The organism is Gordonia sp. AC31 (assembly GCF_031844505.1).
Classification (GTDB): domain Bacteria; phylum Actinomycetota; class Actinomycetes; order Mycobacteriales; family Mycobacteriaceae; genus Gordonia; species Gordonia hongkongensis.
In genome coordinates this window covers 267,011-293,706 of the sequence record NZ_JAUZVK010000004.1, presented here as the reverse complement: position 1 = coordinate 293,706, position 26,696 = coordinate 267,011, and the positions used below count along the sequence as shown (strand labels likewise).

Here is a 26,696-nt window from a genome sequence, read left to right as displayed (position 1 = left end):
AGCGAATGGTCCCCGGCGCCCCACCGGATACCGGCCACCTCTTTTCGAGACACACCACTAGGGGATGATGCCCTGATGCCTGGCACCGACGGTCCGCACCGCCCTCGCCCGACGGCTCTGGTCGGCATCCCCGGAACGGGCTCCGACGCCGATCACGTGACCCGTTCCTTTCAGCGCGCCGCAGCGGACCTGGGAGTCGAGCTCATCGCGCTGGACCCGACGACGCCGTTGATCGACGGCCACCTCCGCGGGCTGGAGCGGGCCGCCGGAGCCCACCGCTCGATCCTCGTGGGCGGGGTGTCGATCGGGGCCGCGATCGCGCTCGAGTGGGCCCTGCAGGACACCGACCGACGCTGCGCCGGGGTGCTCGCCGCGCTGCCGGCATGGAGCGGCGACGCCCACTCGGCACCCGCGGCCGCGAGTGCCGGCGCCACCGCCGATGCACTCGAACGCGACGGACTCGAGGCGACCATCGCGGCGATGGCGAGCAGCAGCCCGGACTGGCTGGCCGCGGAACTGACCCGGTCGTGGCGGGGTCTGTACCCGGGCCTCGCCGGCATGTTGCGCGAGGCGGCTCGTCATCGGGCGCCGACGCCGGCCGAGATCGCCGGGCTCACGGTGCCGCTGGCCATCGTCGCGGCCGCCGACGATCCGGTCCACCCCATCGCCGTCGCCCGCGAATGGCATGCTGCCGCGCCGCAATCGACCCTCGTCGAGATCGCGCTCGACGACTGGGGCCACGATCCGGGTGTGCTGGGAGACGAGCTCCGGGCCGGGCTTGTCGCACTCACCGACCCGCCGGGGTGATCGGAGCCCGGTCTGGCCGGAGCTTCAGCGGCGGCGGCGGAAGCGCTGCATCGCCGAACCCGACGACGGCGGCAACGGCTCCTCGTCGACCTCGGGATCGGCGGGAGCCGCGGACTCCACTTCCCGGGCGGCGGCCGCCTCCGGCTCGTCGCGGTAGGCGTTCTCCCCATAGACGGTGGCGTGGGCGACCTGATCGAGCGCACCCCCGGCAACGGGTACCGAATCGTCGGTCGCGTCCTCGGTGGTCGCGGCACCCGGGCCCGCGTCCTGTGCGGTGGGGTTCTGGGCGGAGGGGTCCGGGGATTCTTGTCCGGCCGGGGGGCCGGCGAACATCTGCTGCTGGGCGGCCGCGACCTGCTCGGCGAGCACCGGCGGCAACACGACGGGCAGCGGATCCCGCGGGGGGAACGGCTCGGACCCGCGTCGGACCACCGTCTCGGCCAGTACGGCGCGGCTCAACCGTGCGAGGTCGTCCGCATGCTCGGTGGGTCCGCTGCCCACGCACCGGACGAGCCAGCGCGGGCCGTCGACCCCGATGAACCGGTGGGTCGCACCGTCCGTCTCGGCGACCACCTCACGCCCCCAGTGCCCGTCTTCGACACTCGTGGCCGCGCCGTCGTCGCGGAGGGAAGCGGCCAGCTCACGGACCACCTCACGCCACATCCCGGGGGACTTGGGTGCGGCGAAGGCGCTCACCGAGATCCGGCCGATGGGGGTCACCAGGTACACGTTCTGCGGCTGGTGGGCCTCGGACATCTCGACGGTGACCTGTCCGCCCTCGACCACCGGGACCAGCACCGATCCGAGGTCCAGATGGGAGTTCTCGAGCTCCTGCGGCCGGGTCGCCAGTGCGTCGATGTCGTAGGGGCCGCGCGCCTGACCGACCCGCAGCTCCTCTGATCCGTCCTGTGCCATCGCGTCACTCCTCGTTCGTCACCGCCGGCGACAGCGATCCGCCGGACACACGGGAAACACTAATCGACTCCCGTCGGGGAGAGCCCCGGGCGACGGTTCACCGCAGCGGTCAGGCGAGAATCGCCGATCCCCCGCTCGATCCGTACCCGCCGTCGCCGCGTGCGGTGTCGTCGAGTTCGTCGACCTCGACGAAGTCGGGCAGCTCGACGCGCTGCACGATCAGCTGGGCTATGCGGTCTCCCCGCGAGATGGAGATCGTCTGCTCCGGATCGTGGTTGATCAGACAGACCTTGATCTCCCCGCGATAGCCCGCGTCGATGGTGCCGGGGGTGTTCACGACCGACAGGCCGGCCCGGGCGGCCAGTCCCGACCTCGGGTGGATCAGCCCCACGGTGCCGATCGGCAACGCCACGGCGATCCCGGTCCCGACGAGTTGACGGCGTCCGGCGGGCAGTTCGAGATCGATCGTCGAATAGAGATCGACCCCCGCGTCCCCGGGGTGCGCCCTGGTCGGCAGCGGTAGGTCGGGATCGAGGCGTCGGAGCGCGATCGGCGCCGGGTCAGCGGGGTGCGCAGGGGGGAGATCTGAGGCCACGCAGGCAGACTACGCTGGTCACGTGACCGCAGATCATTCGCCCGAGCGCCCCGGAGGACCCTCGGACGCCTCCCCCGCACCCACCGGGCGGAACGCCGGCGTCACCGACTCGACCGCCGATCTGTTCGACGAGCGCCTGTACGTGCCGTGGTGGTGGTGGTTGGCAGCCGTGGTCCTCACCGGCGTGGTGGGCTACGAGATCCAGCTGTCGGCGCGCGGGAGCGCCTGGAGCATCATCGGATACGTGGCCACCGGCGTGCTGTGCGTCGTGATGCTGTGGTCGATGAGCCGTACCCGCATCCGGGTGACCGCGGATCGGGAGCTGCATGCCCACCGTGCGGTCCTGCCGCGCGCCGTCGTCGCGCGGGCGGCGACGGTCCCGGCGACCGCGAAGAGCGCCGCACTCGGGCGGCAGCTCGACCCGGCGGCCTATCTCGTGCACCGCTCCTGGGTGAAGACGATGGTCCTCATCGTGCTCGACGACCCCGACGACCCGACTCCGTACTGGCTGGTCTCGACACGTCGGCCGGCCGAACTCCTCGCGGCACTGGGCGTCGACGACGCCGCGGCCGACCGTCCCGCACCCACCGCCTGACCCGGGCACGACTCTCTACCCGAGACACGACGAAGGGGCCGCGCCGTATTCGGCGTCGGCCCCCTTCATCAGCTGTGACAGCTGGACTCAGTTCATCTCATGCGCAGTCGACGCAGATGAGCGAGCTTCCGTTCTCCTCGGCCAACCGGCTGCGGTGGTAGACGAGAAAGCAGCTGGTACAGGTGAACTCGTCGGCCTGCTTGGGGATGACACGCACCGACAGTTCCTCGCCCGAGAGATCGGCACCCGGGAGTTCGAAGGACTCCGCGGTATCACTCTCGTCGACATCCACTGCCGAGGACTGCGCCTCGCTGCGTCGGGCCTTCAGTTCTTCGAGCGAGTCCTCGTTGAGGTCCTCGGTCTCCGTCCGTCGTGGCGCGTCGTAATCTGTAGCCATTCTGTGCCTAACTTGTCGAGAGTGTGAGGGGCGCTCACGGTGACGGCGCTGACGTCGCCACCCGGTGTTATTGCGCACGACTCCGCCGGGATTGTCTTACCGATGGGGTCACTGCAACGTCGTCTCGGGCGAGATTCGTACCAGAGGATCAGACGTATTGCGTGATTTCGATCACGGTTTCATATCGGGCGCACCCCGGGTCTGGAAGCGCGGGCGCCCGAAGCATAGTCGACACGCTATCGAAGGTCAATACCCGGGGCCCAACTCGTCGGTAAGTTTCGGTTCGGCGCCCGATCCATGCCCCGGCACACCCCAGTCGTACCGCTCCCGGCGAGGCTCGCGGGGCACTGCGGGGTCACCCTCTACAGTGATCCGAGGTCACGCAACGCCCAGTGAGGAGTCAGTCCACGGTGGTGTCGAAGATTACGGTCGGCTATCCGACCGACGAGCAGGGCCGACCCTACCGTCGGCGGCGCTACGCACCGGCGATCGTCACGGTCGTCGTCCTGATGGTCGTCGGCGTGGTGGTGTGGGCGGTTGCGCTGGGCGGCGGCGAGTCCGAATCCGTTCCGACAGCGTGCAATCAACCGACTCCGCCGACGTCGATGGAAGCGGGCGCGCCACCTCCGCCGGCCCCGCCGACCCTCACCGTCGTCGGACGGGACGAGATGCTCGGAGTCGCTCCGGCCCCGCTGTCGACCTTCGGCGTCCGCGTCCTCAACGCCTCCGACGAACGAGGCGCGGCCCGCACGGTGTCCGACGACCTGACCGCGCAGGGGTTCAGCCCGGTGCCGGACACGCCGTACGCCGATGACCCGGTCTATCCCAATCGGGATCTCAACTGTGTCGCACAGATCCGATTCGGGCCGGCCGGTCGCGCGGCGGCGGCGGCCACGTGGCTGGCGTTCCCGTGCGCCCAGCTGGTCGACGACGGCCGGCGCGGTACGGCCGTCGACGTCGCACTCGGGGTCCACCACTCGGGTGGCGAGATGTCGCAGGACGCGCAGGCTGCCCTGGAGGCGCTGCGGTCGGCGGATCCGAAGAACCCGGCGAGTGGTGTCGACCCGGTCCTCGTCGAGGCCGTGCACTCCGCCCCCTGCTGACCTCCGCACGCCGTGCGGCGGCCGCCGACCCCATGGCGAGACGCGGGAGGGCCGTCAGGTGAGCGGGCTGCGGGCGTCGAATTCGTCGAGCAGCGCGAGGAATTCGTCGGCCACCCCGGGCGCGACAGCGACGGTGATGTGACCCTCGTCGGCCCGTGAATCCGGTGGCGGAGTCTGGACGACGGCGCCGGCCTCGGCGGCGATCAGCCCGCCGGCGGCCCAGTCCCACGGGCTCAGACCGTGTTCGTAGTGAGCGTCGACCGCGCCGGACGCGACCATGCAGAGGTCGAGGGCCGCGGCGCCGATGCGTCGGACGTCGCGGACACGAGGGAGCAGTTCGGCGACGATGCGTCCCTGCTTCCGGCGGCGCGCCGCGTCGTACCCGAAACCCGTTGCGACGAGCGCCAGTTCGGCCCTGTCGACCGGATTGCAGCGGAGCGGCCGGCGTACCCCGGCGGAGTCCGCCGCCCACGCTCCCCCGCCGAGGGTCGCGCCGTACGTGACGTCGCGGGCGACGTCGACGACGACCCCGGCGACCGACTGTCCGTCGACCTGGGCCGCGATGGACACCGCATAGGCCGGCACGCCGTACATGAAGTTGACGGTCCCATCGATCGGATCGACCACCCATCGGACACCGGTAGGCACCGCCCGGCTCCCGCCGTCCTCCTCGCCCAGCACCTCGTCGTCGGGGCGCGCCTCACGGAGCAGGGAGCGGATCAGGCGTTCGGTCTCGGTGTCGGCGAGGGTGACCGGATCGGTTTCCGTCGACTTCGTCGACACCGGCTGCACCGTCGACTTCGTCGACACGGACTGCACGGTGGAATCCACCGCGGCGGGCTGCGGCGGCTCACCGTGTCCCGGTGTCGCACCGAACAATTCGGGCCGGCGGCGACGTACGTGCGCGGCGGCCTCCCGGGCCACGGCGCCGGCGACCGCGGCGAGCTCGTCCACCGGAATTGTCTGATCCACGCCCTCCATGTGAGCACATGGCCGGTGCGCACCACCGATCGCGGTGACCGATCTCTCCCCCTGCGTGGTCGAATCGTGTCGACATGCGTTGCGATGACGGGCGTTGCGCCGGTCGCGTGAATAGGCTGGTCTCGGATTGCCCCCACCCTCAGACACCGACCCGGACAGGGAGCCCGCCATGACCGACACGTCCGTCCCCGGATCGTCCGACTCCGATGTCGCCGGCCCCGATGATCCGACACCTCCGACGAACCTCGGTTTCGGGGTCGACGTCGGCGGTTCCGGGATCAAGGGCGGCATCGTCGATCTCGACACCGGTGAACTCGTCGGCGAACGGTTCAAGGTGCTCACCCCGCAGCCCGCGACACCCGAGGCCGTGGCCCGGGGCGTCGCCGAGGTGGTCGCGCATTTCGACTGGACCGGCCCGGTGGGTGTCACCCTCCCCGGGGTCGTGACCGACGGGATCATGCGTACGGCGGCGAACATCGACAAGGCCTGGATCGGCACCGACGTCTACGACCTCTTCAGCGGACACCTCGGCGGTAGGCAGGTGTCGGTCCTCAACGACGCCGACGCCGCGGGTATGGCCGAGGACGCGTACGGCGCGGGCAAGGGCGTCGCGGGGGTCGTGATGCTGCTGACGTTCGGAACCGGTATCGGGTCGGCGATCCTGATCAACGGCACCCTCGTGCCCAACACCGAGCTCGGTCACCTACAGGTCGGCAAGAAGGAGGCCGAGCACCAGGCGTCTTCGCGTGTCCGCGAGGAGAAGGGCTGGTCGTACGAGAAGTGGACCGAGAAGGTCTCCGAGGTCCTCGAGACCTACGAGGCGCTGTTCTGGCCGAATCTCTTCATCGCCGGCGGCGGTATCAGCCGCAAGTCCGACAAGTGGATTCCGCTGCTGACCAACAAGACGCCCGTGGTACCGGCGACGCTGTTGAACACCGCCGGCATCGTCGGTGCGGCCATGGCAGTGGCCCAGGGGCTGAAGACGTGACGCCGCGCAGGGCGTGACCAGGGCTTTGACACACCGGGGACGGCGATGTCGTTACAATGGTCGTCACCGGTCATTCCAACCGAGAAACCAAGACCTCGTCCACGGCGGCTCATGCTGCCGTGTCGCGTCTGGTGACAGACGACAGAAGACACCACAGAAGACAGTTCGAAAGGTTGTACGTGGCAGCCATCACGACCCACCAGGGTGATGCAGAGGCCGAGTCGACGGAGTCGACCCCAGCCGCGACCGACGCCCCGGCGAAGCGAACCGCCAAGAAGGCTGCGAAGAAGACCGCTGCCCGCAAGGCCCCCGCCAAGAAGGCCCCGGCGAAGAAGGCCACCAAGAAGGCGGCACCGAAGAAGGCCGCCAAGAAGGCCGCGTCCGCGGAGGGTTCCGGCGACGATCCGAACGCCGAGCCCGACGACCCGGACTCGATCGACGACATCGACGGTCCCGACGCCGAACTCGAGGACGTCGAGATCGACGACGACCTGGAGGTCGACGACGACGACTCCGAGGACGAGTCGGAGGACGACGAGTCCGAGGAGGCGACCGCGCCCGCCGCCGGCGGCGCGGCCCCGGCCGCCGCGAAGGCCGCGTCCAAGGACGAGGCCGCCGCCGCGAAGTCCGGCGACTTCGTCTGGGACGAAGAGGAGTCCGAGGCGCTGCGTCAGGCCCGCAAGGACGCCGAGCTCACCGCCTCCGCCGACAGTGTCCGCGCGTACCTGAAGCAGATCGGCAAGGTCGCCCTCCTCAACGCCGAGGAAGAGGTCGAACTCGCCAAGCGCATCGAGGCCGGACTGTTCGCCACCGAACGTCTTCGGCGCATCATGGATGCCGGCGAGAAGCTCAGCACCGCCCAGAAGCGTGACCTGAACTGGATCTCCCGCGACGGCAACCGCGCCAAGAACCACCTGCTCGAGGCGAACCTGCGCCTCGTCGTGTCGCTGGCCAAGCGCTACACGGGCCGCGGTATGGCGTTCCTGGATCTCATCCAGGAGGGCAACCTCGGTCTGATCCGCGCGGTCGAGAAGTTCGACTACACCAAGGGCTACAAGTTCTCGACGTATGCCACCTGGTGGATCCGTCAGGCGATCACCCGCGCCATGGCCGACCAGGCCCGCACCATCCGTATCCCGGTGCACATGGTCGAGGTCATCAACAAGCTCGGTCGCATCCAGCGTGAACTCCTCCAGGACCTCGGCCGCGAGCCGACGCCGGAAGAACTCGCCAAGGAGATGGACATCACCCCGGAGAAGGTGCTGGAGATCCAGCAGTACGCCCGGGAACCCATCTCGCTGGACCAGACCATCGGCGATGAGGGCGACAGCCAGCTCGGCGACTTCATCGAGGACTCCGAAGCCGTCGTCGCGGTCGACGCGGTCAGCTTCACGCTGTTGCAGGATCAACTGCAGTCGGTGCTCGAGACCTTGTCCGAACGTGAGGCCGGCGTGGTCCGCCTCCGCTTCGGACTGACCGACGGCCAGCCCCGCACCCTCGACGAGATCGGGCAGGTGTACGGCGTGACCCGCGAGCGCATCCGTCAGATCGAGTCGAAGACGATGTCGAAGCTGCGTCACCCGTCGCGCTCGCAGGTCCTGCGCGACTATCTCGACTAGTCGGTGACGACAACACCCTGATCGCCCCCGGAACCTCACGGTTCCGGGGGCGATGTCGTTCTGCCACCCACATAGACATCGATCTGTCAATAGTTCTGCGCGCTCCGATTTGGACACGACCGGATTCTCGGGCTTTCGGGGACGCACTACATAGGATGGCGCGGTGACTTACGCAGTGACCGGGAGCAGACGCGGCGCCATGCTGGTGCGTCGTGCCACCGTCGACCTGCTGCGCACAGCATCGATGCTGTGTCTGTGACGCGACAGACCCCACCCGAGGGCGAGAACGCCACCTGCGATCCCCTCCTTCGCGTTCCACTTCGTCGCGGGCACCGAGTGCCTGCCCCAGCCTCGTCACGTCCCTGACGACGTGACTTCCCGGAAAGACCCACTATGAGAACGATTGTCCTGATCGGCCTCGTCGGCTTCGCTGCTCAGCTCGTCGACGGCAGTCTCGGCATGGCTTATGGCGTCACCACCACGACCCTCCTCCTCGCCATCGGTACCAACCCGGCTGCCGCCTCGGCCACCGTGCACCTGGCCGAGATCGGCACCACGCTGGTCTCCGGCGTCTCGCACTGGAAGTTCGGGAACGTCGACTGGCGCGTCGTGCGCCGTATCGCGATTCCGGGAGCCATCGGCGCCTTCCTCGGCGCCACGATCCTGTCGAATCTCTCCACCGAGACCGCTGCGCCGGTCATGGCCGTGATCCTGCTGCTGCTGGGGCTCTACATCCTGGTGCGGTTCACTTTCCAGGGCATCCCCCGCCACAACCTCGGCAAGCCGCTGCGCAAGCGATTCCTCAGCCCGCTCGGATTCGTCGCCGGATTCGTCGACGCCACCGGTGGCGGCGGTTGGGGTCCGGTCGGCACCCCGGCCATCCTGGCCAGCGGCCGTCTCGAGCCCCGCAAGGTGATCGGTTCGATCGACACGAGCGAGTTCATCATCGCCGTCGCAGCGAGCCTCGGCTTCCTGTTCAGTCTCGGTTCGCAGGGAATCAACTTCGCATGGGTCGCGGCCATCCTCGTCGGCGGCGTGATCGCCGCTCCGATCGCGGCCTGGCTCGTGCGTCACATCCCGCCGCGTCTGCTGGGCGCCTCGGTCGGCGGCCTGATCGTCCTCACGAACACCCGCAGCCTGCTGAAGAGCGACTTCATCGACGCCCCCGGCTCGGTGCGCAACGTCTTCTACATCGTGATCGCCATCGCCTGGGCCGCGGCGTTCGCCTACTCGCTCCGCGAGTACCTGCGCGACCGGGAGAACGAGTCCTCCGACGCGGTCACCCATTTCCGCGAGGAGCAGGAAGAGGCGCTCGTGGGCGCCGAGGGCGCGGAACGCCCCGGCTCCGAGGGAACGTCGACGTCGGACATCCCGGCCGCCGACTCCGCACCCGAACCCGATGCGGGTGCGAGCGGAACACACACCCCCACGCGGACGAGCTGACCGAACGACTCGTCCCGCGCACAACGCGTAGAGTGGTGCGACCCGGCCCCATGGCCGGGTCGCATTGCGTTCGGGCGATCGTTGTCGAGTTGTTGCCTGGTGTAAACGGTGAGTGACGACACACCGAGAGCACCGTCGGAACAATACGAACGCCCCGAGCGTCTGACAGAGTGAGGTTGACGCATCGCCCGGATGTGTCGGCTCGAAGGGAAGGCGACCGGACACCCGGCGCCGGACCGGGACGGAGGAACGAACATGACTGACATCGCCACCACAGCCCCGATCTACCTGCCGCTCACTGCCGCCGATCGCTGCGATCGCTGCGGCGCCGCAGCCAAGGTACGGGCCGTCCTGCCCAAGGGCGGCGAACTTCTCTTCTGCCGCCACCACTTCAACGAGCACGAGGCCCGCCTTGTCGAGTTGAGCGCCACCGTCGTCGAATCCGCCGGCGAGCTGGTCTGACACCTCCGACGATCGAACGCGGGCTTTCCCTACGCGCACAGAGCCCGGCCGGAGCAATCCGGCCGGGCTCTGTCGTGTCCGGGGCCTGTTCCGGGCCGACCGACCAGCGCCGCTGCGCAGCCTCTGTCAGCGCCATTCGCGCAGTGTCTATCAGCGCCACTCGCGCAGTGCGGCGATCCGTTCCTTCAGCTGATCGGCGCTCGCCATGGCGGTCGGGGGCCCGCCCAGCCGAGTCCGCAACTCGTTGTGCACCATGCCGTGTGGTTTGCCCGTGCGGTGATGATGCATCGCGACGAGCGTATTCAGTTCCTTGCGCAGGGCGTGCAAATTCTCGCCGGTGGTTCCCGCCGGCCGGCCGGGAGTGGGCGGCTCGGCAGCCGACGACTCCGAGGACGACGCGACCGTCCGCGCCGTGACCTGTTCCTCCTGGCGTTTGCGCAGGAGGGCACGCACCTGGTCGGCATCGAGCAGCCCGGGCAACCCCAGATAGTCCGACTCCTCGTCGCTACCGGCGAACGTGGCCGTGCCGAACGAGGTGCCGTCGAAGATGACCTGATCGAGTTCGGCGTCGGCATGCAGCGACTGGAACTTCGGCTCGTCCTCCCCCGGCTCGTCCTCCTGCTTGTTGGCGTCGATCAACAATTGGTCGTCGAGGCCGTCGCTCTCGCGGTGCGGCTTGCCGAGCACGTGATCGCGCTCGACCTCCATCTGGCTGGCGAGGTCGAGCAGCACCGGGACCGACGGCAGGAAGACGCTCGCGGTCTCACCCGGACGACGCGATCGCACGAACCGTCCGATGGCCTGGGCGAAGAACAGCGGCGTCGACGAGCTGGTGGCGTACACACCCACGGCCAGGCGGGGGACGTCGACACCCTCGGACACCATGCGGACCGCCACCATCCACTCGTCGGTGGACGCGGCGAACTGGCCGATCCTCGACGACGACTTCGGGTCGTCGGAGAGCACCAGCGTCGGCGGCTTGCCGGTGATGGCGGTGAGGAGTTCGGCGTAGTCGCGGGCCGCGGTCTGATCGGTGGCGATGACCAGCCCGCCCGCATCCGGTGTGCCGGTCGCACGGAGCTGTCCCAGCCGCGTGTGTGCGGCGGTGAGGACCGCCGGAATCCAGTCGCCGTGGGCGTCCAGCGCGGTACGCCAGGCGCGGGTGGTGTGCTCCGCGGAGAGCGGTTCACCCAGCCGGGCGGTGTACTCCTCACCCGCGCTGTCGCGCCAGCTGGCCTCACCGGAGTAGGCGAGGAACACGACCGGACGGACGACGCCGTCCTTCAGTGCGTCGGCGTAGCCGTAGGTGTGGTCGGCCTTGGAGCGCTGATGCCCGCCGGCCTCCGGTTCGTAGGTGACGAACGGGATCGGCGAGTCGTCGGAGCGGAAGGGTGTACCGGTCAGCAGGAGCCGGCGCTCGGCGTCGTCGAAGGCCTCCCGGATCGCCTCGCCCCACGACTTGGCATCGCCACCGTGGTGGATCTCGTCGAGGATGACCAGGGTGCGATAGTTCTCGGTGCGCACCCGGTGCCGGGCCGGATGGGCAGCCACCTGTGCATAGGTGACAACGACGCCGTGGAAGTCCGAGCTGGTCTGTCCGGCGGCGTTGGTGAACCGCGAGTCGAGCGCGATCCCGACCCGCGCGGCGGCCTCGGCCCACTGGTGCTTCAGGTGTTCGGTCGGGGCGACCACGGTGATCTTGTCGACGGTGCGGTCATCGAGGAGTTCGCGGGCGATACGCAGGCCGAACGTCGTCTTTCCGGCGCCCGGCGTCGCCACGGCGAGGAAGTCCTTCGGCTTCTGCGTCAGGTACTTGGTCAGCGCACGACGCTGCCAGGCGCGGAGCTGGAGTTTCGGGCCGGCGGTGGATCCGGGGGGTTCGGCTGACGTCACCTTCTGGGCTGCTCCTCCACGCGTGCGGGTTTCCGGCCGGACATGAAACGACCCCTCGCGTGCGGGACCCGCGCCCGAGGGGACCCGCCAACTGTACCGCCGAAGCGCGACACCTCCCGCATCCCGACACCGGGCCGCGGCGTCCGCCGCGACGGGCGCCCGTGGGCGATCCGAACGACTCGCCTGGTGACCCGGGTACCCAATCGGCCTCCCGATCGGGGATATTGAACACATCACAACGCGCAAGAGGAATCCGGTCCCACTGGCCGACGACCCGTCGTCGGTGGTTCCCGCCGTCCCGCCGGGTCCCGTGTCGACTGCGGTCACCGCGCCGATCGGCGACCCACTCGCCGATGTCGGGGCCGCGACCGAACCCCTGCGCGCGCCGCTGCGGTCCGCCCCGGCGTCCGGGGACGTCGAAGTCCTCCGCGGCGCGAAGGGGTCGACCGAACCGGACGCTGGGTCGGAGAAGACCGGGAACGACGATCCGGAACGAACCGAGGCGGCGTCCGAACCGGGTCTGCCGGTCCTGCCGAACATCCATCGCGTGGTCTGGCGCACCATCGTCAAGTCCTGGGACGACGGGATCATCGGCTGGGCCGCCCAGGCCGCGTTCTGGCAGGCGCTGTCGTTGCCGCCGCTGCTGCTCGGGCTGCTCGGCTCGGTCGGCTACGTCGCCGGCTGGTTCGGCCCAGACACCGTCGACGTCGTCTATGCCCGCATCATCGACTTCGCCGGACGAACCTTCACCCCGACGGTCGTCGACGACCTGATCACCCCGACCGTCGACAGCGTGCTCGGCCGCGGGCGGATCGGACTGATGTCGGTCGGTTTCGTCCTCTCGCTGTGGGCGGGATCGTCGGCGGTCTCGTGCTTCATCGCCTCGATCGCGCACGCACACGACCAGCACGAGGTCCGACACCCGGTGTGGCAGCGGTTCTTCGCGCTGTTCCTCTACGTCGGCTTCCTGAGCGTCGCCGTGTTCCTGCTACCCCTCGTCGCGCTCGGACCGAACTACCTGCGGGCGATCGTGCCGGAGTCGTGGGGATCGTTCGTCACCACCCTCATCGACTACGGCTACTTCCCGTTCGTCGCGGTCCTCCTGCTGTTCGTCCTGACGACGCTCTACCACCTCGCGCTGCCCAATCCCCTGCCGTGGCATCGGCTGATCGGCGGGGCGATCGTGGCCGGCGTGTTCTTCTGGGTCGCGAGCTACGTGCTGCGCATCTACCTGACCAAGATCACCGAGGCCGGGGTCTCCTACGGGGCGCTGGCCACACCGATCGCGTTCCTGCTCTTCACGTTCTCACTGGGCTTCGGCATCGTGATCGGCGCCGAGTTCAACGCGGCCGTGCAACAATTCTGGCCCGCGAAGGCGTCGACCACCACGCAGGTCCGGCACTGGGTGAACTCCCAGACCTCCGACTTCACCGGACAACTCCGGACCCTGCCCGACCGGCTGTCCTCCGGCCCGATCCGCCGGCAGGCGCGGCACCGCGACCGCGGCTGACCGGCGACGCCCTCCGATCAGCCGCGTCGCGTCACTTGCGCATCTTGTTGTAGATCTTCTTGCACTTCGGGCAGACCGGCGACCCGGGCTTGGCCGACCGCGTGACCGGGAAGGTCTCGCCGCAGAGGGCGACGACATGATTACCCATGACCGCACTCTCGGCGATCTTGTTCTTCTTCACGTAGTGGAAGAACTTGGGGCGATCGTCGTCACCCCGGTCGGTCGCGTCGGCATCGGGACGCTCGTCGGTCTTGGTGTCGGACCATTCGTCGAGGTCCGGGCGTTCGATGGTTTCGGTTCCCATTCGTCCATTGTGCGTCACAGCCGGGCCGACGGAACACCCGAGTGCGATAGACCGACAAAAGGAGGACAGTGGAGAGGGTGTTCGAACAAAGGGAATCCATGGGTGAGTCCGGTCGCGGACAGCACGGCCGCAACAGCACGTCGCCGCACGTCGACGAGCACGGACATCCCGCGTCGAAACGTCAGGGCGCCGAGGCCTACCTGATCACCGACGCACCGGACTCGCTCGAGGCCCAGCACCGAGCGCGTGTGCGTAAGTACCTGTTCCTCATGGCTTTCCGCGTGCCGGCGCTCGCCATCGCCGGTATCGCCTACGGCATCACCGGGTCCGGACTACTGGCGCTGGCCATCGTCGCGATCTCCATCCCGCTGCCATGGGCGGCGGTCCTGATCGCCAACGACCGTCCTCCGCGCAAGCGCGGCGAGGTCCCCCAGTACAAGTACGGCGCCGACCATCACGTCGTCGGACCCCCGGCACTGACCGACACCGGCACCGACCACCAGCTGTCGCGCACCATCGACGGGCAGGTCGTCGATCCCGACGACCCCCGCGCCTGACACCTCCGGACCACGGGTCGGCACCGCGGCCCCGTGCGTTCCCCGCGTTCCCTCGGGTTCCCCCGCGCGCGACATCTCAGCAACTTCTCAGCCGGTTGTCGAGTCGCGAAAAAGAATGCGCAGGTCACCAAGCCTCGGCGATGTTTGCTCCGAACCACTCTCGGGAACTATCGCCCACACAAGGGCGTTGGACCCAGTGAACGCACTCAAGTCAGGAGGCCGCATGTCACGCTCGACAGTTGCACGTTCGACCCCGACCAAAGGTTTCGCCGAAGTCACCCCTCCGGGTACCCGGCCGGCGATGACCGAACAGGATCTCGACGCCCAGTCTCCAGCAGCGGATCTGGTCCGTGTCTATCTGAACGGAATCGGTCGCACCGCACTTCTCAACGCGGAGCAGGAGGTCGAACTCGCCAAGCAGATCGAGGCCGGGCTCTACGCCAAACACGTTCTGGCCAACAAGAAGCGGCTGTCCGCGGCCAAGAAGCGTGACCTCGCGGTCATCGTCCGTGAAGGCGAGGCCGCCCGGGCCCACCTGCTCGAGGCGAACCTCCGCCTGGTCGTGTCGCTGGCCAAGCGCTACACCGGCCGCGGCATGCCTCTCCTCGACCTGATCCAGGAGGGCAACCTCGGTCTGATCCGGGCGATGGAAAAGTTCGACTACGCCAAGGGCTTCAAGTTCTCGACCTACGCCACCTGGTGGATTCGTCAGGCGATCACCCGCGGAATGGCGGACCAGAGCCGCACGATCCGGCTCCCCGTCCATCTCGTGGAGCAGGTCAACAAACTGGCCCGCATCAAGCGCGAGCTGCACCAGCAGCTCGGCCGCGAAGCGACCGACGACGAGCTGGCCAACGAATCGGGCATCCCCGCGGAGAAGATCGCCGACCTGCTCGACCACAGCCGCGATCCGGTGAGCCTCGACATGCCGGTGGGCAGCGACGAGGAAGCTCCCCTGGGCGATTTCATCGAGGACGCCGAGGCCACCTCCGCCGAGAACGCCGTCATCGCCGGCCTGTTGCACTCCGACATCCGCGCCGTCCTGGCGACGCTGGACGAGCGCGAGCAGCAGGTCATCCGGATGCGCTACGGCCTCGACGACGGCCAGCCGCGCACCCTGGATCAGATCGGCCGCATGTTCGGGTTGTCGCGCGAGCGCGTGCGTCAGATCGAGCGCGAGGTCATGGGCAAGCTCCGCCACGGCGACCGTGCCGAGCGCCTGCGCGCCTACGCCAGCTGAGCGTCCCCGCACGCTCCGCCGCCTCCTTCACTGAGTCCACTCGGTCACCCGAGTCGCCTGGGTCCGGTGTCCCGCCTGTCGGGCACCGGGCCCACGCGTATGCGGGCATTGAGAACGGCCGCGCCGTCGACCGAGGCCAGGATCGGATCGCAGACCACCTCGCGGACCTCCGGGATGTCGTCGGTGAGCGTCGAGATGCGCAGCAGCAGATCGGCGAGCGCCTCCTTGTCGGCAGGCTCCTCCCCGCGGTATCCCGACAGCAGCGGTGCCGAACGCGGCTCCTCGATCAGTTCCCGTGCATCGAGTTCGGACAGCGGGACGGCGCGGTAACCGTGATCGCCCAGCAGATCGAAGGTCCGCCCGGACAGACCGAACGACATCACCGAACCGAACGACGGATCGTCGCGCACCCGGATGACCGTGCCGACGCCCTTCGGCGCCATCTTCTGCACGTGCAGCACGCGGTCGCCGGTGAGTTCGGTCAGTTCGGCGAACGCCGTCACCACCGTCGTCGCGTCGGGTAGGTCCAGGCGCGCGCCCTCGCGATCGAGACGACCGCGCCACTTGTCCGACGTCGCCTTCACCGCCACCGGCAGCCCGAGTTCACGGGCCGCCGCGGATGCCTCGTGCATCGTGGTCACCTCGCGGAACGGGACCACGTCGATCCCGTACCAGCGCAACAGCTTCGCCGACTCCACATGCCCCAGCAACCGTTCGGCTGGACGACCGGTCGCACCGTCGCCGACCATCGCCTCGCGCACGAACATCCGTGCGGCCTCGGGATCGGTGCCGTCGGGACGGTGGACCACCGATTCCGGCCGCAGGCGCCACCGGGCGTACTGCCACGCCCTCGCCAGTGACGCGGCCGCGCGCTCGGGCGAGCCGTACGACGGAATCGACCCCTTGGTCGGCATGCCGTTCGGGCCGGGCCGAGTCAACCCCGGCGGGATGCCGTCGACGGCTAGGAAGGTCGTGACGATCGGCTTGTCGGCGTCGGCGTCGGGGGTGTTGGCCGCCGCCATGAGCGCCCGGGCGTGCCAGTCGGCGCCGACCGCGACCGGCGGCACGAACACGACGATGATCCCGTCCACGCCCGGGTCGGCCATGGCCGCCGAGACCGTCGACTCGAACTCCTCCTCCGAGGCGCCGGCACCGAGATCGACGGTGTCGACGACCTCGAGGCCGCCGTTGCGCGCGGTGTCCGCCGCCAGGCTGCCCAGCACCGACGAATTGCCGATGATGCGGACGCGCGGGCCGCGCGGCAGCGGCTGATAGGCGAACACGGCCGCGCAGTCGAACAACTCGGGGATCGTGTCCACCTGGATGACGCCGGCCTGTTCGAGCATCATGCGGGCGATCTGGTCGTCGAGGGTGGCCGCCGAGCGCGCCGCCCGGACCGGCGTCATCGCACCCCGGCCGGATTTGACCGCGATGATCGGCTTCGAGCGTGAGACCCGCCGCGAGATCCGGGAGAACTTGCGCGGGTTACCGAAGCTCTCCAGGTAGAGCAGGATGACGTCGGTGGTGGCGTCGGTGTCCCAGTACTGCAGGAGGTCGTTGCCGGACACGTCCGCGCGGTTGCCGGCCGAGGCGAACGTCGACAGGCCGATCTGGCGACGGGCCGCGGTGTCGAGGATCGCGATGCCCAGGGCGCCCGACTGACAGAAGAACCCGACCCGGCCGGCGGCCGGGATGCGCGGCGCCAGGGTCGCGTTGAGCGCGACCGCCGGGTCGTTGTTCGCAACGCCCAGCGCGTTCGGCCCGACCAGTCGCATCCCGTGCTCGCGGACCTGGGCGACCAGGCGGCGCTCGTTCTCGAGGCCCTCCTCCTCGCCGGACTCGCCGAAGCCCGACGACACCACGACGAGCGTGCGCACACCCTTGACCAGGCAGTCGTCGAGCACGTCGTCGACGCGCGCGGCCGGCACCGCGACCACCGCGAGGTCGACGGGGTCGGGGATGTCGCGGACGGTCTCGTAGGCCCGGATCCCCCGCACCGACGGCGGTCGTTCCCGGGTGCGACGACGCGCCGGCGTCGGTTCGCGGCCGACACCGGGCCGTCCCGGCTCGGGCTCCTCCTCGACCCGGGCGGGGCCGTTGACCGGGAACACCGGCCCGGTGAATCCCCCGGCGATGATGTTGGCCAACAGGGCGTTTCCGACCTTGTTCGGGTCGGTCGAGGCCCCGATCACCGCGACCGAGGCGGGTCGCAGCAGATTGGCGACGCTGCGGGCCTCCGACGCGCGTTCACGGGCGTTGCGCACCGACAGCAGCGCCTCGGTGGGGTCGATGAGGAACTCGACGTGCACGGTCGAGCCGTCGAAGCTCCGTGCGAGTTGATACCCCGCGTCGCGGAACACCGCGACCATGTTCGGGTTCTCGCTGAGGACCTCGGCCTCGAAACGGGTGAACCCGTTCTCCGCCGCCGCACCGGCCAGGTGTTCGAGCAGGATGGGTCCGAGGCCGCGGCCCTGGTGTTCATCGGCGACGACGAACGCCACCTCGGCCGATTCGGGTTTGCCGTCGAAGCCGAGACCCTCGTAGATGCCGACCGCGATGATCTCGCCCCCGAGTTCGGCGACGATCGCGACACGCTGCTGGTGGTCGACGGTCGTCATCCGGGCCACCTCGCGCGGCGGCAGGGTCGGGGTCGGACCGAAGTACCGCATGTACCGGGTGCGCTCGGAGAGCTTGGAGTGGAAGGCCACGATGCGGTCGGCGTCGTCGGGCACGATCGGTCGCAGGTGCACGACGCCGCCATCGGAGGCCAGCACATCGGCGATCCAGTGCCGCGGATAGTCCCACGGGCTACGCGGTTCCGGCTGATCGGCCATGGCGGGAGCGCCTGCGGGCGCGGTGGCGTCGGCGGTCGAGGTGTCGTCAGTCACGGGGGTCCTCCGGGTCGAGACCGTGGAGCGGGTAGACCGCGCGTCGGGTGGCGAGGATCGCGCGGTCGGTCTGGCGTTGGGCGTTGGCCGCGACACCGTCGGGTGGTTCCTGGCCGGCGTCGCCGGCCCACGGCTGGTAGTCGACGATGCCCCCGTCGCCCATGACCCGAACGGGCGGGGCGGCATAGTCGGAGTGCACCTGCTCGGAGATCTGTTCGGCTGTGGCACACCAGGATTCGTCAATAACCGACGATACATCGACCTCGCGACCGAGGGCGACGCCCAGCAGATGCGTCCAGCTGCGCGGCACCACGTTGACGACGCCGTAGCCACCGCCGCCGACCGCGATCCAGCGGCCCTCGCAGTACTTGTCGGCGAGGTCGCGCATGGCGATCATCGCCGCCCGCTGTCCGTCGACGGTCAGCGAGAGGTCGGTCAGCGGATCGGCGCGGTGGCTGTCGGCACCGCACTGGCTGACGATGATCTGCGGCCGGAACTCGGCGATCAGCGACGGCACCACGGCGTGGAAGGCGCGTAGCCACAACCGGTCCTCGGTGTTGGGCATGAGGGCCAGGTTGACCGCGCTTCCCGCCGCGTCGCCGTCCCCGACCTCGGTCGGCCATCCGGTGCCGGGCCACAGGGTCGCCGGGTGCTGGTGCAGCGAGACCGTCATCACCCGCGGGTCGGCGGAGAACTCGACCTGGACGCCGTCGCCGTGGTGGGCGTCGACGTCGATGTAGGCGATGCGGTCGAAACCGTGGTCGAGCAGATATCTGATCGCGATGGCGCAGTCGTTGTAGATGCAGAATCCGGCGGCGCGCGAGCGCATCGCATGATGCATGCCGCCGCCGATGTTGACCGCTCTCGTCGCCGCCCCGGAGACGACCGTCTGCGCCGCGGCCAGCGTGCCGCCGACGAGCAGGCGCGCGGCCTCGTGCATCCCGGTGAAGACCGGGTTGTCGGCGTCGCCGAGGCCGAACAACCGCTCGAGCAACGGCCCCGACAGCGACGCCGTCCCCGAACCGACCGCACGGACCGCGTCGATGTAGTCGCGGCTGTGGACGACGGTCAGGGCGTCGTCGTCGATGGCCTGCGGCGGGATCGTCTCGACGTCGTCGAGGACTCCGAGGCTCTGCGCGAGGGTCATCGTGAGGGCGAGTCGGACCGGGTTCATCGGGTGCGTGTGGGCCCATCGGTAGGACAGGAAGTCCTCGCTCCAGATGACGGCCGTCGTCATCGGGCGCTCGTAGTGTTGATCACGACCTCAGGCTAGTGGTACACATCGCGCAGCGGCCACGGATGTCGCGTCGGACACGAGTGCGCGCCACGTACCGCCGCCCCGGGACTCCCCGGTCGCGGTGAGATCGCGGTCACCACTCCCGAAGAGGGTAATCTTGGCGGGGACGAAAGGGATTGCGCACAGTGAACGACCTGGTTGACACCACCGAGATGTACTTGCGAACGATCTACGATCTCGAAGAAGAGGGCATCGTGCCGCTGCGGGCGCGGATCGCCGAGCGTCTGGACCAGTCCGGTCCCACCGTGTCGCAGACCGTTGCCCGCATGGAGCGCGACGGTCTCCTCCGGGTCGCCGGGGACCGGCACCTCGAACTGACCGACCGCGGACGCACGCTCGCCGTCGCGGTGATGCGCAAGCATCGCCTCGCCGAGCGCCTCCTGGTCGACGTCATCGGAATGCCCTGGGATCAGGTCCACGAGGAGGCCTGCCGCTGGGAGCACGTGATGAGCGAGAACGTCGAACGCCGCCTGCTCGCGGTCCTCGAATACCCGACGACCTCGCCCTACGGAAACCCCATCCCGGGACTGGAGTTGCTGGGCGTGGAGGTGCCGAGCTCCGACGACGGCGCCACCCGCCTCGCCGACCTCCCGCCGGGCGAGACGGTGCCGGTCATCGTGCGTCGCCTGTCCGAACACGCCCAGTCCGACACCGAACTGATCGGCGCGCTGCGCGAGGCGGGCGTGGTTCCCAACGCCCGTGTGACGGTGTCGAACACGGCCGGCACGATCACGATCGACACACCCGGTCACGACGGCCTCGAACTCTCGTCCGACATGGCGCACTCGCTGTTCGTCGAGAAGGTCGTCGAGAAGGTCTGACACAGCAAGGTCTGACACAGCAAGGTCTGCAGTGGTCACCCGGCGGTACGCAGTGTCGCCGCCGGAATGACGACGCCGAGGCGTTTCGCGGCGTCGTAGGACTTCTCGATGGTGCCCCACAGCCTGGCCGGGCGGACACCTGCCCGCAGGGCGGTGTCGAGCAGCGTGGCCAGGTGGTCGGTGTCCGTGCCCGCAAGCGCGACGTCGAGGGCGACACCGGTGTAGGCGCCGTCCCCGCCGATGTAGTGCAGGTGTGCGAGAAGTGTTGCGGCGGTGGACCTTCCGCGTCCGGTCAGACGGCGGGTGAGTTCTCGCCAGAGGTGTTCGGCGGCTCCCCGGAGTTCGGTGACGGCCAGGGCGAGCGCGGCGTCGCGGACGTCGGGGCGCAGGATCGCCCGTTCCAGTCGGTCCAGTTCGCCACAATCCAGGGGTTGTTCCGCTTCGATCATCGCGCTGATGACCAGGTCGAGTGCCCGTGTCGAGGCCTCGACGTCCTCTTCCTCGGGTTCGAACAAATCGAGATCGCTCTGATCCAGATCGATGCCGCGGCACGCCCGACAGTCCGGCAGCGGACGTCCCGGACCGCATTCGCCGTCGAGCGGTTCGAGCATCGTCCGCATCTCCGAGCGCCGGGCAAGAATCCGTCGCCCCGAGCGCACCGCCTCCGCGACCGCGGTCGGACTCGTGTGCGGATCGTCGAGTTGTCCGGCCGACCCCGCGGACACGTCGACCGACCAGGCCCGGTCCTCCGGACACCAGATGGTCGACCAGTGCACGCCGGCATCGAAGCCCGGCATCACGAAGCCGGCGGCGACACCACCGACATCGGCGAAGTACCGGTCGCTCATCGCGAGGATCCGCCGATAGCGACGGTCGTCCGCCGGGTAGCGGTCATCGGCGATCACGACCACGATCTCCTCGATGCCGTAGGTGGACGTGATCTCCCCGAGTCCGGCGAGGACGACGACCAGTTCGCGCGTGGGGCTGCCGTCGGGTTCGAGGGCGAGGTCGTGCCGCATGGTCGCGTTCACCGTGCGGTCGCCGGCGATGGCGATCGCGATGATCGACCGCTCGGGGACGAACCCCAGTCGAGCGGGGATCGAGGTGAGCAGCGTCGTCGGGTCGTGGGGGCCGTGCGGTGGTGGTTCGAGGATCTGCATGGCGACAGCGTCACCCGCAGCGAAGCCGCTCGAACGGCGGTCGACACACGCTGTGGACAACCGGGGAAGGTCATCCACAGGGCGGTACTGGTCAGCCGAACGCGGCCGCGAGCGCCTTTCCGAACAGCGTGTCGAGCGCGGCGGACGCTTCGGGAGGTACGGGACCTGCTGCGGGCCAACGGTATTCGGTGTACACCCGGACGCCGTCCCGCTCGCCGAGCAGCGTGAGAGCGCTCGTGGTGGACGGGACACCGCCGCCGGTCACGATCGTGCGGCGGATCGTCGCGGTGTCGACCCCGTCCGGCGCCGGCGGTGGGGGCAGCACCTCGGTGGTGATCGTCGAAGACGCCCCGAACGTGGTCGTGGTGGTCTCAGGGCAGCGCTCGGCCGACTCGACCACGTCGCCGAGCGGCGTCTCGACACCGGCCACGACCGAGGTGAGGGTGGCCCGCTCCCCCGGGCCGGGACCCAGGAACGCGACCGCTCCGTCCGCGGAGACGGACGCGGGTGCACACTCCGGCGGCGACACCTCGGTGCCCGTCTGTCCGGGCATCGGCGCCCCGGTCACGTCGGCCAGCGCGTTCGCGACCGCCGACGTCGGGATGGGACTCGCGGCGCCGTCCGGGAAGTCCGCGGCCTCGACCGATCGCGCGGACAGGTCCGGACTCGACGGCTCCGGCTGACCGCCGACCGAGCAGGCGGACAGCAGGAGCGCCGCGGCGACGAGACCGGCCACCGCGCCGGGAACGAGGCGGCCGGACAGGGACAGGCGCAGTCGGGGCGCATGCGGCTCGATCACAACGGTCTACTGTGCCACCGGCGCCTTCGCCAGGTGTCGAGGACACACCCCTGGGGAACAACAAACAGGAACACCAACTGGGGGAATCACCGGTGTGTCGAGGTGGTTGCACCGAGGCGAGTGGCCACCGCCGGGTGCGGTGCGAGACAATGGACGTTCAGCTGTCTCTTCCGGGACAGCTGCCAGCAGAAGGAGGGACGACGTGGACGAGCAGCCCGCGCGCAACGACGCGCTGTATGAACTCGCCTTTCCCGCTCCGCAGGTGACCCGGCCCGACGGCACGGGTCCGGTACTGATCCACGCGCTCGAGGGCTTCGCCGACGCCGGGCACGCGGTCGCGCTGGCCGCGACGCACCTCCGCGACAGCCTCGAGTCCGAGTTGGTCGCGACCTTCTCCTCCGACGAGCTGATGGATTACCGGTCACGCCGGCCGACCATCTCGTTCAGCGGCGAGACCTTCACCGACGTCGAGATGCCGACGCTGGCGCTGCACGCGATCCGCGACAACTCGGGCAAGGGTTTCCTCCTGCTCGCCGGTTCCGAACCCGACCTCCGGTGGGAGCAGTTCGTCGACGCGGTCCGACGCCTGAGCGACGGACTCGGCGTCACCGATGTCATCGGCCTCAACGCGATCCCGATGGCCGTGCCGCACACCCGACCGCCGTCGATCACGGCGCACGGCAGTGATCCCGACGCCCTCGGTGACCTGCCCCGGTGGGGATCGGCGATGAAGCTGCCCGCCAGCGCGTCGATGCTCCTCGAGTTGCGGATGGGCGAACACGACTACCGGGCGTCGGGCCTGTCGGTACATGTCCCGCACTATCTCGCGCAGACCAACTACCCGGCGGCGTCCGCACGCCTGCTGGCGGCGGTCGCCGAGCTCGCCGGTCTCGACCTCCCCCTCGCCGCTCTCGACAGCGCCGCCGAGAAGGTACGCGCACAGGTGGACAACGAGGTCGAGGGCAACTCGGAGATCGAGTCCGTGGTGGCTGCGCTGGAGACCCAGTACGACACGTTCACCCAGGCCGCGCAGGAACGCTCGTCGCTGCTCGCCGCCGAGGAATCGCTGCCCAGCGGTGACGAACTCGGCGCCGAACTCGAACGGTTCCTGGCCGAGCAGACCGGCGACGGTGAGGCCGACCCCGGGGACGAGGGTCCGCGATCACCGATCTGATCCCGGACACCGCACCGATACCCGCGCCGCACGTCCTGGTCCCCACCGACGACGAGGACACCGCACTCGAGCGGTACACCGAGTGGTGGACGGGACGCGGCCTCGACCTCTACCCGCATCAGGAGGAGTCGCTTCTCGAGCTCCTCGCCGGCAGCCACGTGATCCTGGCGACGCCGACCGGCTCGGGCAAATCACTCGTCGCGGCGGGCGCGCTGTACTTCGCGCGCTGCCGCGGCGAGCGTGCGTTCTACACCGCACCCATCAAGGCGCTCGTCAGCGAGAAGTTCTTCGAGCTGTGCGCCATGTTCGGCGCCGACCAGGTCGGACTGCTGACCGGCGACGCCGCGGTCAACGCCGACGCGCCCATCGTGTGTGCGACCGCCGAGATCGTCGCCAACCTCGCCCTCGCCGCCGGCGGTGCGAGCGACATCGGCACCCTCGTCGCCGACGAGTTCCACTACTACGGCGAACCCGACCGCGGCTGGGCCTGGCAGGTCCCGCTCATCGAATTGCCGTCGACGCAGTTCCTGCTGATGTCGGCGACGCTCGGCGACGTGTCGTTCTTCGTCGACGACCTGACCCGGCGCACCGGACGCGAGACGGTCGAGATCACCGGCGCCGAGCGTCCGGTCCCCCTGGACCACGCCTACGCGATGACCCCGATCCACGAGACGATCGAGGAGCTCGTCGACCGGGGACGGGCGCCCATCTACGTGGTGCACTTCACCCAGGCCGCCGCGGTGGACCGCGCGCAGGCGCTGCTCAGCGTCCGGATCTGCGACAAAGCGGAGAAGGCGGCGATCGCCGAGGCGATCGGTGACTTCCGGTTCTCCACCGGCTTCGGCAACACACTGTCCAAACTGCTGCGCGCCGGTATCGGCGTCCACCACGCCGGGATGCTCCCCCGTTACCGCCGTCTGGTCGAACGTCTTGCGCAGCAAGGGCTGCTGAAGGTGATCGCCGGCACCGACACCCTCGGCGTCGGCATCAACGTGCCGATCCGCACGGTCCTGTTCGCGGCCCTGAGCAAATACGACGGACGGCGGGTCCGGCGGCTGCGGGCACGCGAGTTCCATCAGATCGCCGGCCGGGCCGGGCGGGCCGGTTTCGACACGATCGGCTATGTCGTCGCGCAGGCTCCCGACCACGACGTGGAGAACGCCCGTGCGGTGGCCAAGGCCGGCGACGATCCCAAGAAGCTCCGAAAGCTGGTGCGCAAGAAGCCACCCGAGGGTTTCGTCTCGTGGGGGGAGAAGACCTTCCTCCAGCTCGTCGATGCGCCCGACGAGCCCCTGCGCAGCCACTTCCAGATGACGACGGCCATGCTCCTCGAGGTACTCGGCCGACCGGGCGACTGTTTCGCCGCGGTCCGCCACCTTCTCGAGGACAATCACGAACCGCGCGACCGCCAGCTGCGCACCATCAAGCACACGATCGAGCTCTACCGGGGGCTCCGGGACGCGGGCATCGTCGTGCAACTCGCCGAACCCGACGACACCGGCCGGCACATCGCCCTGAGCGTGGACATGCCGGAGAACTTCGCGTTGACCAACCCGCTGTCCGCCTTCGCGCTGGCGACGTTCGAGATCCTCGACCCCGAGTCGTCCACTCACGCACTCGATGTGGTCTCCATCCTCGAATCGACCCTGGAGAACCCGCGACCCCTGCTGCTGGCCCAGCGCAAGGTCGCGCGCGACGCCGCGATCGCGGAGATGAAGGCCGACGGCATCGAGTACGAGGAGCGGATGTCGCGCCTGGAGGAGATCACCTGGCCGCAGCCGCTGGCCGAGGAGATCTACGCCGCGTTCGACATCTATCGTCGCGGGCACCCGTGGGTGTCGTCGTTCCCGCCGGCGCCGAAGTCGGTGCTCCGCGAGATGCTGGAGAAGGCCATGACCTTCACCGAGCTGATCTCCGCGTACGGGCTGGCGCGCAGCGAGGGCGTGCTGCTGCGCTATCTGTCGGACTGCTATCGCGTTCTCCGGCAGGGCGTTCCGACGAGCGTCGTGACCCCCGAGATCGAGCGGATCGTCGAGGAGCTGGGCACCATGGTCCGTGAGGTCGACTCGAGTCTCGTCGACGAGTGGGAGGCTCTCGCCGCACAGGCGGCCGCGGCCGAGATGGCCGGCGGCACGGTCTAGAGCGCGGACACGGCACCGGTCGCGCCGACGAGATCGCCGATGAGAGAGCCCAGTTCGCGGTAGGCCTCGTCGTGGCGCGCGGACGCCCGGAAGACCAGGCCGATCCGCCGCCCCGGCCGCGGGGCCGCGAAGGTCGCGGTGGCCAGATCACCCGACGCCGTCTCGGAGGCCACCGCCGTCTGCGGGATGAGCGTCACGCCGAGTCCGCCGACGACGCAGTGCACCGCGGTGGTCAGCGAGGCGGCCCGGGTCTGACCCAGATCGGGCCGCACGCCCGCGAGCCGGCACACCTCGAGCGCCTGATCGCGCAGACAGTGCCCCTCGTCGAGGAGGAGGAGCGGCAGGTCGGCGAGCGCGGTGGGATCGACGCGGCGGCGTCCGGCCAGCGCGTGACCGGACGGGAGTGCGAGAACGAAATCCTCACGATAGATGGGAACTTCGACGATGCCGGGCATGTCGACGGGGAGAGCGAGCAGCGCGACGTCGAGCGTGCCGGTGCGCAGTTGTTCGATGAGGCGGGCGGTCTGTTCCTCCACCACCCGGGGTACGAGGTCCGGGAGCCGTTGCCCGAGTCCGCGCAGCAGCGTCGGCAGGACGTAGGGCGCCACCGTGGGGATGACCCCCAGCCGCAGCGGCCCGCTGAGCGGTCGGCCCGTTCCGGCGGCCGCCGAGGTGAACTCGTCCATGGCCTCGGTCACCGCGATCGCTCGCGGGAGGAGTTCGTCACCCTCGGCGGTCAACAGGACACGCCGCGTGGTGCGTTCGACGAGGGTCACACCGAGACCGGACTCCAACGCCGACAACGCCTGCGACAGCGATGGCTGACTGACACCGAGATCGGCTGCCGCAGTGCCGAAGTGGCGTCGATGCGCGAGTGCGACGAAGGCACGCAACCCGGCCACGGTCGGCTGATAAGTTCTATCGGACATGCTTATCAGTGTAGTGCTAGTCATCACGTTTCGTTTTCGACCGGAATCCGGCACGATGGTACCCGTACGTCGCGAAAC

Annotated in this window: 24 protein-coding genes; 13 read left to right on the top strand and 11 right to left on the bottom strand. The window is 69.3% G+C overall.

Annotated features, from left to right (window positions below; translation table 11 throughout):
- The first annotated feature begins 75 nt into the window (after positions 1 to 75).
- Complete coding sequence (locus tag Q9R39_RS07300) at positions 76 to 807, top strand: alpha/beta fold hydrolase (protein ID WP_065628891.1); 732 nt, start codon at positions 76 to 78, stop codon at positions 805 to 807.
- Between the two features lie 24 nt (positions 808 to 831).
- Here the strand turns inward: Q9R39_RS07300 and Q9R39_RS07295 are convergent, their stop codons facing one another.
- Together Q9R39_RS07295 and dut are read right to left on the bottom strand one after the other, a co-directional pair.
- The gene (locus tag Q9R39_RS07295) at positions 832 to 1,722 is read right to left on the bottom strand and encodes a DUF3710 domain-containing protein (protein WP_065628892.1); all 891 of its coding nucleotides are present in this window, start codon (positions 1,720 to 1,722) and stop codon (positions 832 to 834) included.
- A 109-nt stretch (positions 1,723 to 1,831) separates the two neighbouring features.
- A complete protein-coding gene (gene dut / locus Q9R39_RS07290) occupies positions 1,832 to 2,317 on the bottom strand; it encodes a dUTP diphosphatase (RefSeq protein WP_065628893.1) in 486 nt (161 codons plus the stop codon).
- A gap of 22 nt (positions 2,318 to 2,339) precedes the next feature.
- Between dut and Q9R39_RS07285 the strand changes: the two genes are divergently transcribed.
- Positions 2,340 to 2,912: a DUF3093 domain-containing protein gene (locus Q9R39_RS07285; RefSeq protein ID WP_065628894.1), complete on the top strand. Its 573-nt coding sequence runs from the start codon at positions 2,340 to 2,342 to the stop codon at positions 2,910 to 2,912.
- A 97-nt stretch (positions 2,913 to 3,009) separates the two neighbouring features.
- On the opposite strand, the gene Q9R39_RS07280 is transcribed toward Q9R39_RS07285, so the two are convergent.
- The gene (locus Q9R39_RS07280) at positions 3,010 to 3,309 is read right to left on the bottom strand and encodes a DUF4193 domain-containing protein (RefSeq protein WP_004018846.1); all 300 of its coding nucleotides are present in this window, start codon (positions 3,307 to 3,309) and stop codon (positions 3,010 to 3,012) included.
- Positions 3,310 to 3,719: 410 nt separating this feature from the next.
- Between Q9R39_RS07280 and cei the strand changes: the two genes are divergently transcribed.
- The gene (cei, locus tag Q9R39_RS07275; RefSeq protein ID WP_078112312.1) at positions 3,720 to 4,412 is read left to right on the top strand and encodes an envelope integrity protein Cei; all 693 of its coding nucleotides are present in this window, start codon (positions 3,720 to 3,722) and stop codon (positions 4,410 to 4,412) included.
- 54 nt (positions 4,413 to 4,466) lie between these two features.
- On the opposite strand, the gene Q9R39_RS07270 is transcribed toward cei, so the two are convergent.
- The gene (locus Q9R39_RS07270) at positions 4,467 to 5,393 is read right to left on the bottom strand and encodes an inositol monophosphatase family protein (RefSeq protein WP_078112311.1); all 927 of its coding nucleotides are present in this window, start codon (positions 5,391 to 5,393) and stop codon (positions 4,467 to 4,469) included.
- Positions 5,394 to 5,562: 169 nt separating this feature from the next.
- Here Q9R39_RS07270 and ppgK point away from each other — a divergent pair, with 169 nt between their 5' ends.
- The 4 genes from ppgK to Q9R39_RS07250 all read left to right on the top strand — a co-directional run bounded on the left by ppgK (position 5,563) and on the right by Q9R39_RS07250 (position 9,905).
- Positions 5,563 to 6,381 (top strand): polyphosphate--glucose phosphotransferase, encoded by an 819-nt coding sequence (gene ppgK / locus Q9R39_RS07265; RefSeq protein WP_058250218.1) that lies wholly within the window; start codon positions 5,563 to 5,565, stop codon positions 6,379 to 6,381.
- 56 nt (positions 6,382 to 6,437) lie between these two features.
- Entirely contained in the window at positions 6,438 to 8,000 is a 1,563-nt protein-coding gene (locus Q9R39_RS07260; protein ID WP_211538848.1) for an RNA polymerase sigma factor, read from the top strand.
- A gap of 393 nt (positions 8,001 to 8,393) precedes the next feature.
- On the top strand, positions 8,394 to 9,443 hold the full coding sequence (locus Q9R39_RS07255; protein ID WP_058250216.1) for a sulfite exporter TauE/SafE family protein: 1,050 nt from the start codon (positions 8,394 to 8,396) through the stop codon (positions 9,441 to 9,443).
- A 255-nt stretch (positions 9,444 to 9,698) separates the two neighbouring features.
- Positions 9,699 to 9,905, top strand: coding sequence for a hypothetical protein (locus tag Q9R39_RS07250; RefSeq protein ID WP_004018852.1), 207 nt, complete (start codon positions 9,699 to 9,701; stop codon positions 9,903 to 9,905).
- Between the two features lie 150 nt (positions 9,906 to 10,055).
- Here Q9R39_RS07250 and Q9R39_RS07245 read toward each other — a convergent pair whose 3' ends face one another.
- Positions 10,056 to 11,798 carry a DEAD/DEAH box helicase gene (locus tag Q9R39_RS07245; protein WP_078112309.1) on the bottom strand — a complete coding sequence of 581 codons (1,743 nt, stop codon included), beginning with the start codon at positions 11,796 to 11,798 and terminating at the stop codon, positions 10,056 to 10,058.
- A gap of 310 nt (positions 11,799 to 12,108) precedes the next feature.
- Between Q9R39_RS07245 and Q9R39_RS07240 the strand changes: the two genes are divergently transcribed.
- Complete coding sequence (locus tag Q9R39_RS07240) at positions 12,109 to 13,308, top strand: YhjD/YihY/BrkB family envelope integrity protein (RefSeq protein ID WP_307848057.1); 1,200 nt, start codon at positions 12,109 to 12,111, stop codon at positions 13,306 to 13,308.
- A 31-nt stretch (positions 13,309 to 13,339) separates the two neighbouring features.
- Here Q9R39_RS07240 and Q9R39_RS07235 read toward each other — a convergent pair whose 3' ends face one another.
- A complete protein-coding gene (locus Q9R39_RS07235) occupies positions 13,340 to 13,612 on the bottom strand; it encodes a DUF3039 domain-containing protein (protein ID WP_058250213.1) in 273 nt (90 codons plus the stop codon).
- 98 nt (positions 13,613 to 13,710) lie between these two features.
- On the opposite strand from Q9R39_RS07235, the gene Q9R39_RS07230 reads away from it, so the two are divergent.
- On the top strand, positions 13,711 to 14,169 hold the full coding sequence (locus Q9R39_RS07230) for a DUF3099 domain-containing protein (protein WP_211538839.1): 459 nt from the start codon (positions 13,711 to 13,713) through the stop codon (positions 14,167 to 14,169).
- Positions 14,170 to 14,470: 301 nt separating this feature from the next.
- Entirely contained in the window at positions 14,471 to 15,409 is a 939-nt protein-coding gene (locus Q9R39_RS07225; RefSeq protein WP_171011532.1) for a sigma-70 family RNA polymerase sigma factor, read from the top strand.
- A gap of 44 nt (positions 15,410 to 15,453) precedes the next feature.
- Here Q9R39_RS07225 and Q9R39_RS07220 read toward each other — a convergent pair whose 3' ends face one another.
- Both Q9R39_RS07220 and Q9R39_RS07215 read right to left on the bottom strand, forming a co-directional pair.
- Positions 15,454 to 18,243, bottom strand: a complete 2,790-nt coding sequence (locus tag Q9R39_RS07220) for a bifunctional GNAT family N-acetyltransferase/acetate--CoA ligase family protein (RefSeq protein WP_240199188.1) — start codon at positions 18,241 to 18,243, stop codon at positions 15,454 to 15,456.
- 46 nt (positions 18,244 to 18,289) lie between these two features.
- Complete coding sequence (locus Q9R39_RS07215; protein ID WP_205333977.1) at positions 18,290 to 19,534, bottom strand: acetoin utilization protein AcuC; 1,245 nt, start codon at positions 19,532 to 19,534, stop codon at positions 18,290 to 18,292.
- A 185-nt stretch (positions 19,535 to 19,719) separates the two neighbouring features.
- Between Q9R39_RS07215 and Q9R39_RS07210 the strand changes: the two genes are divergently transcribed.
- On the top strand, positions 19,720 to 20,415 hold the full coding sequence (locus tag Q9R39_RS07210; RefSeq protein ID WP_065628906.1) for a metal-dependent transcriptional regulator: 696 nt from the start codon (positions 19,720 to 19,722) through the stop codon (positions 20,413 to 20,415).
- 35 nt (positions 20,416 to 20,450) lie between these two features.
- On the opposite strand, the gene Q9R39_RS07205 is transcribed toward Q9R39_RS07210, so the two are convergent.
- The gene (locus tag Q9R39_RS07205; RefSeq protein WP_058250208.1) at positions 20,451 to 21,575 is read right to left on the bottom strand and encodes a DUF4192 domain-containing protein; all 1,125 of its coding nucleotides are present in this window, start codon (positions 21,573 to 21,575) and stop codon (positions 20,451 to 20,453) included.
- A gap of 91 nt (positions 21,576 to 21,666) precedes the next feature.
- Positions 21,667 to 22,374: a hypothetical protein gene (locus Q9R39_RS07200; RefSeq protein ID WP_311277255.1), complete on the bottom strand. Its 708-nt coding sequence runs from the start codon at positions 22,372 to 22,374 to the stop codon at positions 21,667 to 21,669.
- A gap of 202 nt (positions 22,375 to 22,576) precedes the next feature.
- On the opposite strand from Q9R39_RS07200, the gene Q9R39_RS07195 reads away from it, so the two are divergent.
- Positions 22,577 to 23,548, top strand: a complete 972-nt coding sequence (locus Q9R39_RS07195; protein ID WP_058250207.1) for a proteasome assembly chaperone family protein — start codon at positions 22,577 to 22,579, stop codon at positions 23,546 to 23,548.
- 17 nt (positions 23,549 to 23,565) lie between these two features.
- Complete coding sequence (locus Q9R39_RS07190) at positions 23,566 to 25,689, top strand: RNA helicase (RefSeq protein ID WP_176455902.1); 2,124 nt, start codon at positions 23,566 to 23,568, stop codon at positions 25,687 to 25,689.
- Here Q9R39_RS07190 and Q9R39_RS07185 read toward each other — a convergent pair.
- Positions 25,686 to 26,618 carry a hydrogen peroxide-inducible genes activator gene (locus tag Q9R39_RS07185; protein WP_311277254.1) on the bottom strand — a complete coding sequence of 311 codons (933 nt, stop codon included), beginning with the start codon at positions 26,616 to 26,618 and terminating at the stop codon, positions 25,686 to 25,688. The genes Q9R39_RS07190 and Q9R39_RS07185 overlap by 4 nt on opposite strands.
- Between the last annotated feature and the right edge of the window lie 78 nt (positions 26,619 to 26,696).

What these genes read in the sequence shown, in the direction of transcription:
- Q9R39_RS07230 (WP_211538839.1), top strand. Translation starts at nt 13,711, where the DNA reads ATGGGTGAGTCCGGTCGCGGACAGCACGGCCGCAACAGCACGTCGCCG.
- Q9R39_RS07260 (WP_211538848.1), top strand. Translation starts at nt 6,438, where the DNA reads ATGGTCGTCACCGGTCATTCCAACCGAGAAACCAAGACCTCGTCCACG.
- Q9R39_RS07235 (WP_058250213.1), bottom strand. Translation starts at nt 13,612, where the DNA reads ATGGGAACCGAAACCATCGAACGCCCGGACCTCGACGAATGGTCCGAC.
- Q9R39_RS07205 (WP_058250208.1), bottom strand. Translation starts at nt 21,575, where the DNA reads ATGCAGATCCTCGAACCACCACCGCACGGCCCCCACGACCCGACGACG.
- Q9R39_RS07250 (WP_004018852.1), top strand. Translation starts at nt 9,699, where the DNA reads ATGACTGACATCGCCACCACAGCCCCGATCTACCTGCCGCTCACTGCC.
- Q9R39_RS07295 (WP_065628892.1), bottom strand. Translation starts at nt 1,722, where the DNA reads ATGGCACAGGACGGATCAGAGGAGCTGCGGGTCGGTCAGGCGCGCGGC.
- Q9R39_RS07280 (WP_004018846.1), bottom strand. Translation starts at nt 3,309, where the DNA reads ATGGCTACAGATTACGACGCGCCACGACGGACGGAGACCGAGGACCTC.
- Q9R39_RS07220 (WP_240199188.1), bottom strand. Translation starts at nt 18,243, where the DNA reads ATGGCCGATCAGCCGGAACCGCGTAGCCCGTGGGACTATCCGCGGCAC.
- Q9R39_RS07255 (WP_058250216.1), top strand. Translation starts at nt 8,394, where the DNA reads ATGAGAACGATTGTCCTGATCGGCCTCGTCGGCTTCGCTGCTCAGCTC.
- Q9R39_RS07215 (WP_205333977.1), bottom strand. Translation starts at nt 19,534, where the DNA reads ATGACGACGGCCGTCATCTGGAGCGAGGACTTCCTGTCCTACCGATGG.
- Q9R39_RS07225 (WP_171011532.1), top strand. Translation starts at nt 14,471, where the DNA reads ATGACCGAACAGGATCTCGACGCCCAGTCTCCAGCAGCGGATCTGGTC.
- Q9R39_RS07185 (WP_311277254.1), bottom strand. Translation starts at nt 26,618, where the DNA reads ATGTCCGATAGAACTTATCAGCCGACCGTGGCCGGGTTGCGTGCCTTC.
- Q9R39_RS07300 (WP_065628891.1), top strand. Translation starts at nt 76, where the DNA reads ATGCCTGGCACCGACGGTCCGCACCGCCCTCGCCCGACGGCTCTGGTC.
- ppgK (WP_058250218.1), top strand. Translation starts at nt 5,563, where the DNA reads ATGACCGACACGTCCGTCCCCGGATCGTCCGACTCCGATGTCGCCGGC.
- Q9R39_RS07270 (WP_078112311.1), bottom strand. Translation starts at nt 5,393, where the DNA reads ATGGAGGGCGTGGATCAGACAATTCCGGTGGACGAGCTCGCCGCGGTC.